16 protein-coding genes are annotated in these 15,526 nt (G+C 47.2%); 7 read left to right on the plus strand and 9 right to left on the minus strand.

From position 1 onward, the window contains the following. Window positions 1-9 precede the first annotated feature (9 nt). Window positions 10-3,141, minus strand: a complete 3,132-nt coding sequence (locus tag DZC51_RS07025) for a DEAD/DEAH box helicase (RefSeq protein WP_157294674.1) — start codon at window positions 3,139-3,141, stop codon at window positions 10-12. A gap of 15 nt (window positions 3,142-3,156) precedes the next feature. Further along, window positions 3,157-3,558 carry a (deoxy)nucleoside triphosphate pyrophosphohydrolase gene (locus DZC51_RS07030; RefSeq protein ID WP_157294675.1) on the minus strand — a complete coding sequence of 134 codons (402 nt, stop codon included), beginning with the start codon at window positions 3,556-3,558 and terminating at the stop codon, window positions 3,157-3,159. Between the two features lie 173 nt (window positions 3,559-3,731). On the opposite strand from DZC51_RS07030, the gene DZC51_RS07035 reads away from it, so the two are divergent. Beyond that, a complete protein-coding gene (locus DZC51_RS07035) occupies window positions 3,732-4,115 on the plus strand; it encodes a VOC family protein (protein ID WP_157294676.1) in 384 nt (127 codons plus the stop codon). Window positions 4,116-4,177: 62 nt separating this feature from the next. Here DZC51_RS07035 and DZC51_RS07040 read toward each other — a convergent pair whose 3' ends face one another. Further along, window positions 4,178-4,354, minus strand: a complete 177-nt coding sequence (locus DZC51_RS07040) for a hypothetical protein (RefSeq protein WP_157294677.1) — start codon at window positions 4,352-4,354, stop codon at window positions 4,178-4,180. Window positions 4,355-4,843: 489 nt separating this feature from the next. On the opposite strand from DZC51_RS07040, the gene DZC51_RS07045 reads away from it, so the two are divergent. Together DZC51_RS07045 and DZC51_RS07050 are read left to right on the plus strand one after the other, a co-directional pair. Further along, window positions 4,844-5,080: a hypothetical protein gene (locus DZC51_RS07045; protein WP_157294678.1), complete on the plus strand. Its 237-nt coding sequence runs from the start codon at window positions 4,844-4,846 to the stop codon at window positions 5,078-5,080. Further along, window positions 5,070-7,013, plus strand: coding sequence for an insertion element protein (locus tag DZC51_RS07050; RefSeq protein ID WP_157294679.1), 1,944 nt, complete (start codon window positions 5,070-5,072; stop codon window positions 7,011-7,013). The genes DZC51_RS07045 and DZC51_RS07050 overlap by 11 nt, the downstream gene beginning before the upstream one ends. A 76-nt stretch (window positions 7,014-7,089) precedes the next feature. On the opposite strand, the gene DZC51_RS07055 is transcribed toward DZC51_RS07050, so the two are convergent. The 3 genes from DZC51_RS07055 to DZC51_RS07065 form a co-directional block, all read right to left on the minus strand. Beyond that, window positions 7,090-7,539: a hypothetical protein gene (locus DZC51_RS07055; protein ID WP_157294680.1), complete on the minus strand. Its 450-nt coding sequence runs from the start codon at window positions 7,537-7,539 to the stop codon at window positions 7,090-7,092. Window positions 7,540-7,712: 173 nt separating this feature from the next. Further along, the gene (locus tag DZC51_RS07060; RefSeq protein WP_157294681.1) at window positions 7,713-8,291 is read right to left on the minus strand and encodes a histidine phosphatase family protein; all 579 of its coding nucleotides are present in this window, start codon (window positions 8,289-8,291) and stop codon (window positions 7,713-7,715) included. A gap of 65 nt (window positions 8,292-8,356) precedes the next feature. Further along, the gene (locus tag DZC51_RS07065) at window positions 8,357-8,650 is read right to left on the minus strand and encodes a hypothetical protein (protein ID WP_157294682.1); all 294 of its coding nucleotides are present in this window, start codon (window positions 8,648-8,650) and stop codon (window positions 8,357-8,359) included. A 312-nt stretch (window positions 8,651-8,962) separates the two neighbouring features. On the opposite strand from DZC51_RS07065, the gene DZC51_RS07070 reads away from it, so the two are divergent. After that, a complete protein-coding gene (locus DZC51_RS07070) occupies window positions 8,963-9,463 on the plus strand; it encodes a hypothetical protein (RefSeq protein WP_157294683.1) in 501 nt (166 codons plus the stop codon). A gap of 372 nt (window positions 9,464-9,835) precedes the next feature. On the opposite strand, the gene DZC51_RS07075 is transcribed toward DZC51_RS07070, so the two are convergent. Further along, complete coding sequence (locus tag DZC51_RS07075; RefSeq protein WP_157294684.1) at window positions 9,836-10,120, minus strand: DUF6509 family protein; 285 nt, start codon at window positions 10,118-10,120, stop codon at window positions 9,836-9,838. A 148-nt stretch (window positions 10,121-10,268) separates the two neighbouring features. Between DZC51_RS07075 and DZC51_RS07080 the strand changes: the two genes are divergently transcribed. From DZC51_RS07080 to DZC51_RS07090, 3 genes are all read left to right on the plus strand, one after another. Beyond that, window positions 10,269-11,696, plus strand: coding sequence for a S1C family serine protease (locus DZC51_RS07080; protein WP_232524083.1), 1,428 nt, complete (start codon window positions 10,269-10,271; stop codon window positions 11,694-11,696). Window positions 11,697-11,858: 162 nt separating this feature from the next. Then, on the plus strand, window positions 11,859-12,569 hold the full coding sequence (locus DZC51_RS07085; RefSeq protein WP_304504513.1) for a response regulator transcription factor: 711 nt from the start codon (window positions 11,859-11,861) through the stop codon (window positions 12,567-12,569). Beyond that, a complete protein-coding gene (locus DZC51_RS07090) occupies window positions 12,566-13,975 on the plus strand; it encodes a sensor histidine kinase (RefSeq protein WP_157294685.1) in 1,410 nt (469 codons plus the stop codon). Before DZC51_RS07085 ends, DZC51_RS07090 begins: the two co-directional genes overlap by 4 nt. A 31-nt stretch (window positions 13,976-14,006) precedes the next feature. On the opposite strand, the gene DZC51_RS07095 is transcribed toward DZC51_RS07090, so the two are convergent. Together DZC51_RS07095 and DZC51_RS07100 are read right to left on the minus strand one after the other, a co-directional pair. Beyond that, window positions 14,007-14,996 (minus strand): M23 family metallopeptidase, encoded by a 990-nt coding sequence (locus DZC51_RS07095; RefSeq protein ID WP_157294686.1) that lies wholly within the window; start codon window positions 14,994-14,996, stop codon window positions 14,007-14,009. Between the two features lie 118 nt (window positions 14,997-15,114). After that, the gene (locus DZC51_RS07100) at window positions 15,115-15,501 is read right to left on the minus strand and encodes a DUF302 domain-containing protein (RefSeq protein ID WP_157294687.1); all 387 of its coding nucleotides are present in this window, start codon (window positions 15,499-15,501) and stop codon (window positions 15,115-15,117) included. Window positions 15,502-15,526 lie beyond the last annotated feature (25 nt).

The raw sequence follows: 15,526 nt of genomic DNA on the forward strand, positions 1-15,526 counted from the left end.
CAATCTCAATCACAAGATACTTTTGTTAGCCTTCGGAACAAGATAAGCCGGCATTGGCGTATCGAGTTCCCAAACAAAACTTACCGGCTGGCTTCCTTCATGACTCACATAATTTGCAGTTCCTAAGAATGTAAATGGTGCAGTAAATCCTTCTTCCATCTTGTATTCCCGCACAAATAACGCAATCTGCTGTCCTCTTTCCTGCTGATGGATATAGCGCTGTGCAGTAGTACTCATCTCAGAAGTACGGCTTTGTGTTTGCCAATGAAATAGCCGATCGCTAATTGCGTAGTCTTCATACATGGTAGATTCCGAGAATTCCTTGTCGGATTTGTTCAGCGTAATAAAGAAAATGTCTGTCTTTTTTTGTTCAAAGTGTTTGACTCCTTCACGGAAAGCGGGGGCTTGCTGGTCATTGTAATAGTCAAACGCCGCCATGATCTGGTCGGTCGTGTAGCGACCGTGCACACGCAACGGAGAAGGGAAAACAAACGGTGACTGCAGATCTACGTGATGAATGTTTTCATAACACACTTCTAAAACAGCCAGAATCTCATTTTTATTTTCTTCGTAATCTAGTAGATCGCGAAGCACTTCATCCATCGATTCAACACTTATTTCTTTGGGTGGCTTCCGGTAAAAAGAATAATAAAACATGCCAACCATCAATTGATCTTGCTCCGTCTGAGGCTCCGCACCATTTACATAACGAATGAAAAATTTAATGAGGTCTTGTGAATCAATGTGAAACAGCTTATGGATCTGCTTTCTTATCGTTGGCAAATACGGATTGCTAAATTCCTTCCGGAGATCTGCTTCCGCTTTTAATTCCTCGAATGTTCGATTGCGCTGCGTGCCATAAAACTCCTGAAGTGAAAGTTGTTCGTATTTCAAAAATCTAAGAAGTGTTAATGACTCGCCAGTGTCTTGCTCAAAGTAGCGAAGCTTTTCCACAAGTTGTTTCTTTGAGGCCTTGGTAGCTTTTACATTTCGCAAGACGTATTCCTTTGCTTGTTTCTCCATCTGAATTACGGAGCCCTTTGGCAAGTAAGAAAAGCCATTTTCCACGTAATGGCGAATGGGATGTTTGGTCGGCCCAACGAGTGCCCTGAACTTTTCTTCAAACGGGTAATCCTTATGCGCTTGTCCGATAAAGTCTAATACTGTCAAACATTCTTTATCCTCATGTAACCGTAATCCCCGGCCAAGCTGTTGAAGAAAGACTGTCAGACTTTCAGTTGGACGCAAAAACAGGATTGTATTTACTACAGGGATATCTACGCCTTCGTTATAGAGATCGACAACAAAGATCAATCGGATCTCACCTGATTCCAATTTTCGTTTCGCGGTTTCACGTTCTTCATCTGGAGATTTCCCATGAAGCGCAATGGACGATATTCCTTTTTTGTTAAAGTACTTTGCCATATAAACCGCATGCTCAACTGAAACGCAAAAACCGATTCCTTTTACGCTGTCAATCGAGGTCACATACCGCTGAATCGCTTGGATGATTAAATCGCTCCTCCGATCATTGGCCGTATACAAATTCGTCAGCTGCTCTGTATCGTACCCCCTTCTCGACCATTTCATTGCCGATAGGTCAACGATGTCAGTGACGCAAAAGTAATGGAATGGGGAAAGTAACTTTCGATTGATCGCCTCGGTCAGACGCATTTCTGATGCAATGTAGTCATCGAAGTAACTCAGAATACTTTGTTGGTCCATTCGCTCTGGGGTTGCAGTTAAGCCTAGCAATATTTCAGGATCATAATGCTCCAGCATTCTTCGGTAGGTGGGTGCAGCGGCATGGTGGAATTCATCGACAATAATCATGTCATAGAAATCCCGAGAGCTTCTTGTAGCCATATTCTTGCTATTCCAACTTTGGATGCTCATGAACAAATGATCCATCGAAGTTGGAACATGTTGACCCACCAACAACTCCCCAAAGTTGGCATCCTTTAAAATCGCTCGGAACGTCGCTAAACTTTGCGTTAAGATTTCCTCCCGGTGGGCAATAAATAGTAGCTTGGCATTTGGTTTGGATTTTAAAATTCGTTTAAAGTCGAAAGCAGAAATGACTGTTTTCCCTACGCCTGTCGCAGCCACGACCAGATTACGATACCGGCCATGTACTTCTCGTTCAGCCTGTAGTTCATCTAGTATTTCCTGCTGATAATAATACGGGCGGATATCCAAATGATATGCAGCCTGTTCTTCAGCCACACGATCTTTTGTGAGGCTGGAACGAAGAAGAAGCCACGACCGATCTTTACTTAACGATTGGAACTCTTCGTCGTTCCAATAGCTTTCAAATGTTGCCTTGAATTTACGGATGATATCGAAAGAATCCTGCTCTGTGACTTTCAGATTCCACTCTAGGCCCGACGTAAGAGCGGGGTTAGACAAATTGGAGGAGCCGATATATGCCGTACTGAAGCCCGTTTCTCGCTTAAAAAGATAGGCTTTAGCATGCAATCGGGTTCGTTCTTTATCGAGAGAAACACGCATTTCTGTGTTAGGAAGTTTACTGAGCTCCTCAAGAGCTTTGTAATCAGTGGCCTCCATATAGGAAGTGGTGATCACTCGGAGCTTTCCACCTCTTGAAGTAAACTGACGAAGTTCGTCGAGTACAATTCGAGTGCCTGACCACTTCACGAACGAGACAAGCCAGTCGATCTCATCAGCAGAGAGGATTTCCTTCCGAAGTTCTTCAAGCATGTTCGGTTCAGCTTGTGATCCGGTAAATAAGGAACTTTGGGAGATAGATGTAACCGGCCTGACGGGCTTTGCGTTTTTCAATGCATAGACAGAATTCAACTTTTCGTAGATGGAAGTCAGGATTTCTCCATGTTCATCGAGTTGTAATTGCAGAAATTCCTTTTCATGAAGCTGTTCACTTAATGTCTTGATGATTTGGTTACAAACTTTGATTTGTGTGAGCAACTTGGTATCAGTTTTATTCTCCCGAACCAGCGATAATGCTTTTTTTGTAACAGCACCGATATAGGCAGAGAGATACGTTTTCGCTTCTTCCTCATCAAGCTTTTCTGTATCAATGGCATAGAGCTCGAGCGAAAGCGCATCTAAATCTGTTCTAATTTTCTCGTTGATTAATAGCTCATATATGCCTTGCTTCATTTGGTTCACCCCTAGTCATTGGAGAGTATGTAAGGTCTGGAGCTTTTTAATAGCTGGTATATCTGCTGGCGCCCAGTCTAAGGTATGTAATTCTTTAGGATCAAGCCATTTTATATCGATATGTTCGGTTAACCTTAATTCGCCAGACACTAATTCACAATGAAATGTTGTGAGGTGAATGAATCCAAAATCATATTTATGAACAGTGTGTTCAACTTTTTCTCCAACGTTAATTACACAATTCATTTCTTCTTGAATTTCTCGGATCAAAGCTTTTTCCGGCGTTTCACCCTCTTCAATTTTCCCGCCAGGAAACTCCCATTTATAAGCAAGGGTTTTGGCTGCTCCGCGCTGAGCACAAAGAATTTTTCCTTCTCTGCAAATTACGGCTCCCACAACGTGGATCTCCTTCTTCACACTCCCACCTCATTTTTCCAAGTTATTTACAGTCTACCATATACAGTAGTTATGAATTGAAGACATTGAGGTTAATCCGCGCACTACCCAGTCCGTGTTTATTTGTAAAAATAAAGGAATTCCATCCGCCTTATTGAATGCTAAGATTAACCCTCATTGAAAGGTGGATGACGATGAATTCTACTGTTTCGCCGATTGCCGGCAAGGTCAACAATGTGTTTATTCATGTCAGTGACCTGAAAAAGTCTGCAGCCTGGTACAGCCGCTTGCTCGGGCTTCCGTTTGATGAACGGGATGTTGAGTCGCCTGTTTATAATGTCCCCGTCTCCTCTAAGGCCGGATTGACGCTGGACGACCACACGTTTGATCCTGGTTTCAGCCTTCAGTCATCTGATCATGTGTTGTTTAATTTTTATGCCGAGGATATCGACGAGGCTTACCGGTTCATCAAGGAGAATGACATTCCGATCGCAAGAGAGATTGAGCGGATCGGCGATTTTGCCTACTTTAACTTCCGGGACCCGGACGGCAATGTTCTAATGATCTGCAATAACTGAGTGTAATATTAAGCAATGAACAGCGCCCTCCCGCACGATGCAGGGGGGCGCTGTTCGCTCGTTTACTGATACGTGATGTTTCTGAGTTCCTCTTCGCCGAAGCCGTTTTCCAGCCGGAAGTCCCGTTCCTCGCGGATTGTATGGACCGGTCCGCCCTCATCAATCATGTTGAGGACTTCTTCGTAGTCACCGGGCTGTGAGCCGGTCAGGTTCGGCGTGCCGTTCGGATGCCTTACCATGTATATCTTATATCCCTCCTTACTTGTATTGAGCCAGAGAGACTTGGAGACAGACAACCTTTCTTGCTACCATTATACGAAAATTCCGTTCATTTAGAAAGAAGATTGCTCTAAAGTTTGCCGTTGTTTGCCTTTTCAGATGAAGGGAAGAATAAGTGCTGAATCCATAAAAAAACGGACCGGTGCATCCGGTCCGCGATGTAACCCGTTCAGTTGTGTGGTGCAAAACAAGAAATAACAGTGGAATTAGACCCCGAATCAGCAATGATTTCGGCGGTCTTTTTTTGTTGATATGCATGGGTTTATCCCGTTTTGGCAATGATTTTAACATGCTAATTAGCATGAGTTTTGACAAACGCACAATAATTATTGTACGATCAAAAAATCGTGCTAAAACGACTGCTAAAACGTTGCTGAAATCCTGCTGAAACTGCTGCTGATTTTGTTGCTAAAACCACTGCTAAAAAAACCGCTGAAAGGAATATAGAAATGAATTTCATTACACCGAAAAATGCCAACAAAGAAAAGGTCACCTGGACAATCAATCACAAAGTCGCACGTTTGGTCGAGCATTATGCAGAGTACACAGGTTACAGCACGGACGAGGTCGTATCCGAGTTCCTTGAAAACCTTCTCCATGACGAGGAGTTCAAATCCCACATCAAATCAAAGCGGAATAACAAGCGGATTCTAAAAGACTTGGAGCTGAAAGAAGATGATCTATAAAGAACTCGTTTCATCTGCTCATCGGTTTATTGAATTCGAATATCCAGTATCGGACGATGAACTGATATTAAGGGAATCCGAATATGAAGTTTTGAGCCCTAAGAAATTCAACACGAAACGGACAAAAGAGGCTTTCCGTCCATTCAGATTCTCTTTTCAGGGGAAAGTTTACGAGCTGAGCTTGAACAAATGTACCAATCCCTTGTGCAAAAACTATGGGATGCCCCAAGAGAAATTTGATATCAAGGGAATCCCTTCCAGATATCGATTGAACAGCAAGAGCAACGAGTCAGCAATTCGATGTAATGAAGAAAAAGTAGACCCTAAATCCCCTCCTACTGGTAACTGCACAACAAGGGCCTTGTCGAACTGGTCAATTGCAGAGGAAATTGACCGCCTTGTCCGCATCAACCAAGTGAAGCCTGTTGAGGTTGATTATGAATTCCATAAGGACGGTTGCTCTGTTTCTATGCATACACCTAAAACAGCCCCCAAGTCCTTTTATAAACGAGGAACCAATGTTGCAAAGTCGCAGAAATATCAGTGCAAGACATGCAAAAAAATCACGTCTGTCCGTCCTAATAAACGGCAGAACGTGACTTTTAATCAAAAGAAAAATGAAATTCTCCCCCGATTTGCTGAACTTATAGTGAATAAGGTTCCAATTAATCGCTCTTGTGAGATTTTGAAAATCGGGAAAGGGACGTATTATCACAAGCTGGAATGGCTTTATCGCTGTTGCTTGGAGTTTCTGGAGACTCATGAAACAAAAGCATTACAGAAGAAAGAGTTTCCTGAACTGTGGATTACGACCGATAAGCTCCATTATGCTTTGAACAATGTTCCAAAGAAAGGGCAAGGGAAGAGTTGGGGCGAGGTGTATGAGGATAGGCAGATGATGACTTTTTTGCTTGCATCCGCCGACAAGAATTCGAGGTATGTCTTCCGTTCGGACATTTGCTATGACTGGGATGTTTCTTTGGATGATGTCATCGACCACACGCACAGATTTAAAGATGACCACCTGGCGATTTACCATCAAAGGTTTGCCCGTTTCGGTGAATATGGCACGGCTCCTATGAAGCCAACTACTAATGACACTCAATCGATGGCTGAATACCGAGAGGAACTTCGCCACTTTGAATTAAGGCGTAACTATGTAGACGGCTTGCACGTAAGTCAAACCTACACTGCAATAGCTCACTTTTGGCTCATTCGGCAGATGCTCAACACAGACAGATGGCGATTCATATCTGACAGCGACGAATCATTGAAGAAGTCCATCTTCAGTGTCTTTAATGAGGAAATCAGAAGCAAAATGGCCCATTACTTCCTCTGCATGACCGTTAAGAATCTGACTCGTGGACAGGCAAAGAGTGCCTATCATTCCGCCATTGGTTCCTTGAAGGAATGGTCCGAAGCCAAAGGCTATGACTCAAAAAACTTAGAGATGATGGCCATTTGGTACTTGGAAGATCAATTAAAGCAACACAAATTCCAAGAGCAGCATGTCGCTCCTAATGGTGAAGTGTACTACACACAATTGAAAAACCGAATTGACCATCCCATTCCCTCGCTTGACCGAGGCTACCGCAAACTGGATGTTCTAACCGATTTGAATCATTTGAATGAGAACGCCCTCGCCAAAATCCTAATTAACGTGAACGACAACGCGGTGAATGCTTTCTTTCAAACGGTACGTAGGAGAATCTCTATGTTGGAAAGACCCCTTACCACGGCAAGGGGGGATGGGAAGAGCTATATTTATGCCAACTTCAATCCAAAGTACGCTCAGATGGCCATCACGATTTTGAGAACTTACTACAACTTCTGTCTAACCTATAAAACGGGCAAGAAAGAACAAACACCTGCCCAAGCATTGGGTATTACGGATAAAAAGTTCGAATGGTACGACATCATATACAAACGTTAGTTTTTGTTAGGAAAAAACACCCATTATTAGGTGCTTTTTCACTTTGTAGTTCAATTAAATTGATCATTTAAGGTTATTAAAAAGGTGTATACTTAATTAATTCCCATTCCAAGTCTTCGCTTTCCAATCTCATATCAATTGGATTTGTTAATCGTTCAGTCATTAAATACCTTTTTGACCCAATTACTACATTTTGTGAATCAAAACCTATTTCATAGGTCTCTTTATCAGTTTTAATTACTAAAGTTTTGGTAATGTGCGGTAGGTTTTTTAACGAGGCCCTCTTTAATCTAAGTTGATCAGACAAAATCGTATTGATCACTTTCTGATCCTTTATCTCTGCATAAACAGTTTCACCTAGGAATGGGACATCTCCATAGACTGATATTTGCTCAACCTCTTCGTCCTCGCTTATTAAATCTGTGATTAATTCTTCGAAGCTTGTTTTCTTAGAATAATCATAAAGAAAGTAACCAGTGATAATAATTGCTATTGTAATACCGACAACGGTTCTCTTTTTATTCATAAATCCTCCTCCTCGAAAAATGCACTCTGCTTATTATGTGTTCCTACTGCCAACCTGAGTGCTAAGCCTCCAGAATATTAGCATCCATTTCGGGTGCTTTTTTGCTTTTGTGGAGCCCGTTAATGAGTAGGTAACTCCACTATCGGATTACATAGAGAGTTTTCCTATTACTTTTAATATCTAAATTGGATCCATTCAGTTTCTTTCGGAAAATCTTCTCGTGAAAGGATCCCGCCAGTTATTAATTGATGATAGGAAGTGATAGTCCCATCATGGGAAACGATGAATACTCTACCATTATCCACCGTTTTACATTTTGAAAGAAAACCCCTTGCTAAAATTTCAAAGGTTCGTTCATCCATAGTATTTATTCCAATTTCCCATAATTCCATGGAGTTTCCTTTATCGTCATACTCAAGGTCTGGATATTCATTTTTGATTCTGTCTAATTCAAGAATCCTATCACATGGTAGTGTTTTTTTATGAGGATGAATAGGGAACATTCGCGGAGATACTAATGGGCTAACAACCATACGACAATTACTATTCCCGCAAAAAATAAGAGCTGTTTCCAAGGTTCTTCGAGTTGGGCTAATTATAATGATATCTTTCTCATTTAAGAGAAACTGATCTTTTAATAGTCTTGCTTGATCACGTCCTAATGAAGTCAACGCTGGATCGCAATGTTGTAAACTTTTGGGCATGTCCATTGTATGTTCCCCTTGGCCATGTCGAATAAATATTAATTCCATCACATCACCAACTCACTTGAAATTCATTTTTCTTGAACATGGGTAAGTGAAAACTGCACACAAGATTAATGATTAATTTCCTTCATTAAGATGCCCTTGACCAAGCTTATTATCCCCAATAAAAATAGTATAGGAAACAAGAACATTGGATAAATCACGACTGCCCACCCTGTATTCTCCACCGTTCCAAATGCATAAAGACCACTAATCAACCAAGAAAAAGCAGGAGCGATAATTAACATCAAAGTTAATCCCCAAACAATACTTTTCCTTTTCTCCGTTTTTTGTTTATTTAAAACGTAAGCAGATGTTATGCCTATAATCAAGATTAATAAAGGTATTACTATTTTAACAATCATCTTCCCCAGCCTCTCATCGGTCATTTATTACCACGCTAATAAGCCGACTCAAAATTTCCGACTCCACCTTATTTCATATCGGCATTTATTGTCTCGCAAGAGCAGTTTAAATAATTTTTTTATCAGCAGCATATAATGTATCCATTACTTGAAAAGTGCCCGACAAGTGTTCAGAGGATAGTCGTTTCTTTAAAGTATTCAATTTTAATTTTTAAAATTCCTTTCTTCTCCATCGATTTGAGTTTTAATAGCGAATTGGATTAACCTTATTTGCAGGTAAAAATCCACTTAAAGAAGTGAAGGGAGTATACATTGTCCAAAAAGAAAATTCTCACTTTATTTCTAATTCTCTGCTTCATTGGATGGCAAACCGTCAAAGCATTTCAACAAACGGGTATAGAAAATCACTATCACGAGTTAGGTTACAAGTCTGTTTCGCAGGCAATTCAGGAAGCTGAATTTTTTTATGGAACAAATATAAAGTTACCAGAATTACCGCCTTTAGAATTTACCCATTCATTCGGAAGATTCAGTGAAGAGCACGAAAACCTTGAAATTGAATTCTTGAATGAGAAAAAACGTTTTAATTACATTATAAACATTATGCCTAGTGAAATTAGAATGAACACGCTTGGGTATACTAAAATATCCTTAGAGGATGGGACACAAGCATATTATTCATCTTCAGGAACGGATCATAAAGTAATGGTCTTTATTTTTGAAAAGAACAACTGGATATATATGTTAAGTATTGAGGAAGCTCTGTTAGATAATCCATTGCAAACACTGGCGGATGTTGCAAATTCACTTTAACGTCTTTAAACGCAAGTGAAAATAAAGTGGTTAGGACAAGATGATTCGGCAGGCAACCGAATCTATTACAAATTCGAGTAATACACAACCAGCCACCAAACCCCATGACACGGTTTGATGGCTGTTTCATTTATTCAATCCTACAGTTCCAGTTGAAGCACCCATTATGGGTGCTTTTCGCTTTGCAAAAAAAAGTAATTGAGTGATCTCCTAAAGAACCGCTGGTTACTGTGCTAATGAGCGTTTCTAATCATCAAAAAAAGCACCCATCTGGGTGCTTAAAACGATGTTAATGTCTAGCTAAAACGTCTGCTAATTGCTATGCCGATTCGCCTGTTTGCACCACTCAACTGAACGGGTTAGTCCGCGATGTCATGCGTCTTTATTGTTGCGGCAGTATTCGAGGACCTCTTGTTCCTCGTCTTCTTCAAGCTCAAAGCCCATCGCCTTGCCGGTGGCGGCTTCGATGAAGTCGTAGGTCGCGATCCATTCGCGGCCGTCGTGCTCGGCGAAGATGGCGCGGAGTTTCACGCCGCCTTCCGTGTACAGCTCGTCCTCTTCTTCGATGTCGAGTTCCAGGAAGAACTCATAGCGGTCCCCTTCAATGATTCCCGTAGGGTCGTTCAGCAGTTCGACCGTGTGGCCCGTGATTTCCATGTGCAACATCCTTCCGTTCCTTGTTGGTGGTTATATTATACCCGAGAGGAGCGCCAGGGACGCGGGGAAATCGAATTTATGCGTTGTTAATAGTTTGTTCATATCTGTCCCTTAAAGTGGAGTCAACAGAAGCAAGGAGGAAATGCAGATGACCAATCATCAAAACGGCCCGGAACCCGGCGATCAGCATCATTCCATCAATGAAGCCAATCACAATCCGTCAGAACCGGATATCCGCGAACAGGAGTGGCAGCACGGCGAGGATGGGGTGCCCGAGCATCTTCCGGAAGAACTCAGTACCGGGGAAACACGTGAGGAAGCCTACCGTTCCGACATGCCCGGAGCCGCAGAAGAGCCTGTGGCCCCAGTGCAGGCGCGTGGTGGCCGCGAGAAGAAAAAGCGTGGCGGCGCCGGCTGGCTTCAGGCGCTCGGCGGCGGGGTCGCTGGCTCTGTCCTGACACTCGCCATTGCCGTGCCGCTTCTTGGCGGAGATCCCGGCGAAACGAACCCGCCGGCAGAGAGCGGACTGCAGTCTGAATCGCAGCAGCAGTCTTCGGGTGCGGTGACAAAAGTGTCGACGGACGGGTCGCTTGCCGACATGGTCGAGCAGGTGTCCGGCTCCATCGTCGGCGTAGTGAACTACCAGCAGCAACAGCAGCGTAACCCATTCGGCGGCTCCGGCGGCGGCCAGACGGCTCCTGCCGGCACCGGCTCCGGTGTCGTCATCAAGAAAGACGATCAGTCGGCTTACATCGTGACGAACAACCACGTAGTGGAGGGGGCATCCAAGCTTGAAGTCTCCCTGTCCGACGGTGAGCATGCCGAGGCGGAACTGGTCGGGGCGGATGCGCTGAGCGACCTCGCCGTCGTCAAGGTTGACGCCAAACTGGTGGATGCTGAACCGCTGGCATTCGGCGATTCGGATGCGCTCCGTGCGGGCGACTCGGTCGTCGCAATCGGCAACCCGCTCGGCCTTGAACTGTCCCGCTCCGTGACGGAAGGGATCGTAAGTGCGACCGACCGTTCAATCAGTGTCGACACCTCTGCCGGCGAATGGGAGATGAACGTCATCCAGACTGATGCCGCCATCAACCAGGGCAACTCCGGCGGCGCGCTCGTCAACATGAACGGTGAAGTGATCGGCATCAACAGCCTGAAGATCGGCGGCTCCGGCGTGGAAGGCCTCGGATTTGCCATCCCGTCCAATGATGTCGTGCCGCTCGTCGAGGAAATGATGGAATCCGGTCAAGTCGAGCGTCCTTACGCCGGCATCTCGATGTATGACATCGCCCAGATTCCGCGTGGTGAACTCGACGGGCTGCCGAACGACATTTCCAAGGGCGTCTATATTGCCGGCGTGGACCCTCAGGGTGCTGCGGCAAAAGGCGGCATCAAGGAAGGTGACGTCATTACTGCCATCGACGGTGAGGAGATTGAGGACGGCCAGGCACTGCGGCGCTACCTCTACTCCAAGCTGGAGGTTGGCGACCAGGCCGTGTTCACCGTCTACCATGACGGCAAGAAAACAGAAATCCCGGTCACGCTCGGATCGAATAAAGCCTCTTCCCCTTCCTGATGGGGATGTGCCCGCCGGCTGATGTCCGGCGGGTTTTATTATGGATGCCTTAAAGTATTGAGACATTCGCATGTAGTATCGGGATATTCGACAGTCTAAATTGAGAAACCCCATTTTGCAGGCCAACAGAAGCTTTGATTATACTGAAAGGAGAAATAACCGATGGGAAAGGAGGCGGATGCGGTGAAGATTCTCGTCATTGAAGACAGTGAGAGTGTGGCGTCGATGATCGGGATGTTTTTCTCGAAGGAAGGGATTGACGGGACGTTCATCATGGACGGTGACGCAGGCTACCGGGAGGCGATGACCGGCGAGTACGACTGCCTGATCATCGACTGGATGCTTCCGGGAATGGACGGCGTGACAATCTGCCGGAAAGTGCGGGAAGCCGGACAGGATTTGCCGATCATCATGCTGACGGCGAAGACGGCCGAGGAAGACCAGGTGACGGGGCTCGAGACTGGAGCCGATGATTATGTGACGAAGCCGTTCAGCCCGGCAGCGCTCCTGGCCCGGATCCGCGCCGTGACCCGCCGCTACGGGAAGCAGACGCAGCCGGAAGAGGACGGCCTGATCCGGACCCGGCATTTCCTGATCAATGAGAAAACGCGGGAAGTGCGCCTTGACGGAGAGCCGCTTGCCGGCCTCACCCCGAAGGAGTTCGATTTGCTCGCCCACTTCGCCCGTCACCCGAAGCAGGTCTTTTCCCGAGAGCAGCTCATTGAAAGTGTATGGGGATACGGGTTCTACGGCGATGACCGGACTGTTGATGTCCATGTGAAACGGCTCCGCTCCAAGACGGAATCGAGCCGAAGACAGTTTTTCCATACAGTATGGGGCGTCGGCTACCGGTTCGAGGAGACGGACGGATGAAGTTTCGTTATCTCTACCAACTGATCGCCAGCCACATCGGAGTGCTCATCATTGCATTCTTGATCCTTACTTTGCTGTTTGCCCACTTTGCCGAGCAGCTGATCTATGAGGAAAAGACAGATGAGCTCGTATCTTACGGGCGGAATCTGATGGTCGACCTGTCGGAAGATCCGGCACAGACAAGGCGGATCCTCGGCGAATATGGGCGCGTCCTGGAAGGCCAGGACATCCAGTTCAGTTTGTTCGACCAGGACTCGGCAGTGATTTATTCGTCAGGCCGGCCCGCGTCGCTGATCAAGCTGCGCCAGGAGGAGTGGGACAAAATCCGGAACGGACAGGCCATTATCGTCAACCAGGAGTTTGAGCGGTCGGACGTTGGAGTCACGTTTACCCTGCTGCCTTATGTCCAGGACGGCCGGTTCATTGGCGGCGTGCTGCTCACCTCCCCGATCTCAGGTTCCCGAGAGATCATTTCAGAGCTGAACCGTTACCTGCTCTGGGCGATGCTGGCTTCGCTTGCCGCCTCCCTGCTTCTCGGATGGGCACTATCCGCCTTCCATGTGAAGAGGCTCAAGCGGCTCCGCAACGCCGCGTCACACGTTGCATCCGGCGACTATTCGGTCCGCGTGCCGTCCTCGAAGGTGGATGAGATCGGTGAGCTGTCGGCGGACTTTAACGGCATGGCCGAACGCCTGGAGGAATCGATGAGTGAGATCGACCGGCTCGAGAACCGGCGGCGGCAGTTTATCGCGGACGTTTCCCATGAGATGCGCACCCCGCTCACGACAATCCGCGGGACGCTCGACGGCCTCCGGGACGGCATGATCCGGGAAGAAGAACGGGAGCGGGCGCTCGCTCTGGCGGGCAAGGAAACGCGCCGGCTTATCCGCCTCGTGAATGAAAACCTGGATTATGAGAAGATCCGCTCCGGCCAGATCACGCTTGAGAAATCGGAGATTCTGCTCGGCGACCTGCTGCCGCTGATCGCCGAACAGTTGGAGCCGCTCGCCGAGGAACGAGGCAACACCATCTTGGCGGAAACGGACAGAAGTGCCACCGTCTTCGCAGACTACGACCGGCTCACCCAGATCCTGATCAACATCACGAAAAACAGCATCCAATTTACACGGGATGGCACAATTACGCTCAGGGGATATACAGACGGAGGGGATGCGGTCATCGAGGTTGCCGACACCGGTGAAGGCATCGATCCTGAAGACGTCAAGCGCATCTGGGACCGCTTCTACCGGGCCGGTGTCTCCAGGACGTCCAATCCGTTCGGGGAATTTGGTCTCGGGCTGTCGATCGTCCGGCAGCTTGTCAGGCTGCACGGCGGGACCATACGAGTCGAAAGTGAAAAAGGTATCGGAACGCGTTTTGTCTTGCGCTTTCCACCTCAAGAGTAAAAGGGCCTCCCGAAGCGGGATGGCCCTTTCGCTATTTCCTCTCTTCCTGTTCCCATCGGCTCAGCGACGGGTATGGATCAAACGCCCACTCGGATCGGCCGTCGAATTTGTACATGCCGTAATGGAGATGGGGCGGGAACTTGCCGGATGTTCCTTCCTTGCCGTAGCCGGAACTGCCGACATAGCCGACGACGGTACCCGGCTCGACGACCTGCCCTTCTTCGATTCCTTTTTCAAAGCCCGAGAGATGAGCGTAATAATGATATACGTTGTGAGCATCGCGTATCCCGACCCGCCAGCCGCCGAACTCGTTCCAGCCCTTCATCTCGATCACGCCATAGGTGACGGAACGCACCGGTACACCATAGGAGGCGAACAGATCGGTCCCCTCATGCATCCGCCGGCCTCCCCAGCCGCGTCGGGCGCCCCATGTGCTCCTGTAAGTGTAATGATGGGTCTTGGGGAGCGGAAACACATGGGTGTCAAGCTCAATGGTGCCGTAGCTGCGGAACAGTTCGTCGATCGTCATGATTTGCCGCACGGCCTCTTCGCTTCCGAAGAATTCATAGAGCGCGAGACGCAGCGCCTGCTCGTCTGCCCCATTTTTCCCGAGCGTGTATGCGAGTGTGTACAGAATGTCCTGGGGGTCTTCCGGGTCGGCCTTTCCGTCACCGTTGCCGTCCAGGCCTCCGCCTTCGAAAAACTCGATAGCGGCCGGATCATTTTCCCCGCGTTCCGGGTTGGGTGCTCCCGCCCAGAACTCATCTTCAAACCGGAAGGCGACTGGGCCTTCATTCTCCTCCAAATCATTCCGCACGCGCTGGATATTGCGCTCATACCGGTCGACGGCGGCCAACGTGTGCCAAGGCACGGAAGGCGTCTCATACGTCAGATACAGATTCATTCGCTCTTCGGCAACGGACTGCTCCGTATCCTCTCCAGAATCCTCCGCCCGGACGATTGTGACAAAAAGTACGGAAAGCAACAGCAAATAGGCCGGCAGCCAGATGGCGTGGCGCACGGGTCATAACCTCCCTTCACCATCTTAGGCTTGCCGGCCATCCCATTCTCATGAGTGGCAAAATGCGGTTATATTAAGGTTGAATCAGCCTAACATTAGGTTCTTTTTTCAAGTGCGATCATTGCGCTGCCCGGTCAATGACCCCTTTCAGTGTCTCCTCGATCTCACCGGCAAACGGATCGATATCTTCCCTGCCGGTCAGGCCGAGCAGTTCGGTCGGCTTCGGCATGCCGATCCGGGTCACACCGCCATCCTCATAGACAGCCATCTTGCATGGAAGGAGATAGCCGATTTTCAAATCCTTTTTCAGCACTTCCGCAGCGGCGGCCGGGCTGCACACTTCCAAGATTGTTATTGGCTTGTCGAAATCCTGCCCTTTCTGCTGAAGCGTATCGGTCATGTCCAGCTCCCAGAGAACGCCGAATTTCACCTCGGCCAGCTCCTCTTTGATTGACCGGATCGCGTCTTTCATGGATTTTGCCGTTTCCTTCGTGTAATCGAACATCGGGGTCTCTCCTTTCGTTTGTCGA

Source organism: Bhargavaea sp. CC-171006 (assembly GCF_009761675.1).
GTDB lineage: Bacteria > Bacillota > Bacilli > Bacillales_A > Planococcaceae > Bhargavaea > Bhargavaea changchunensis.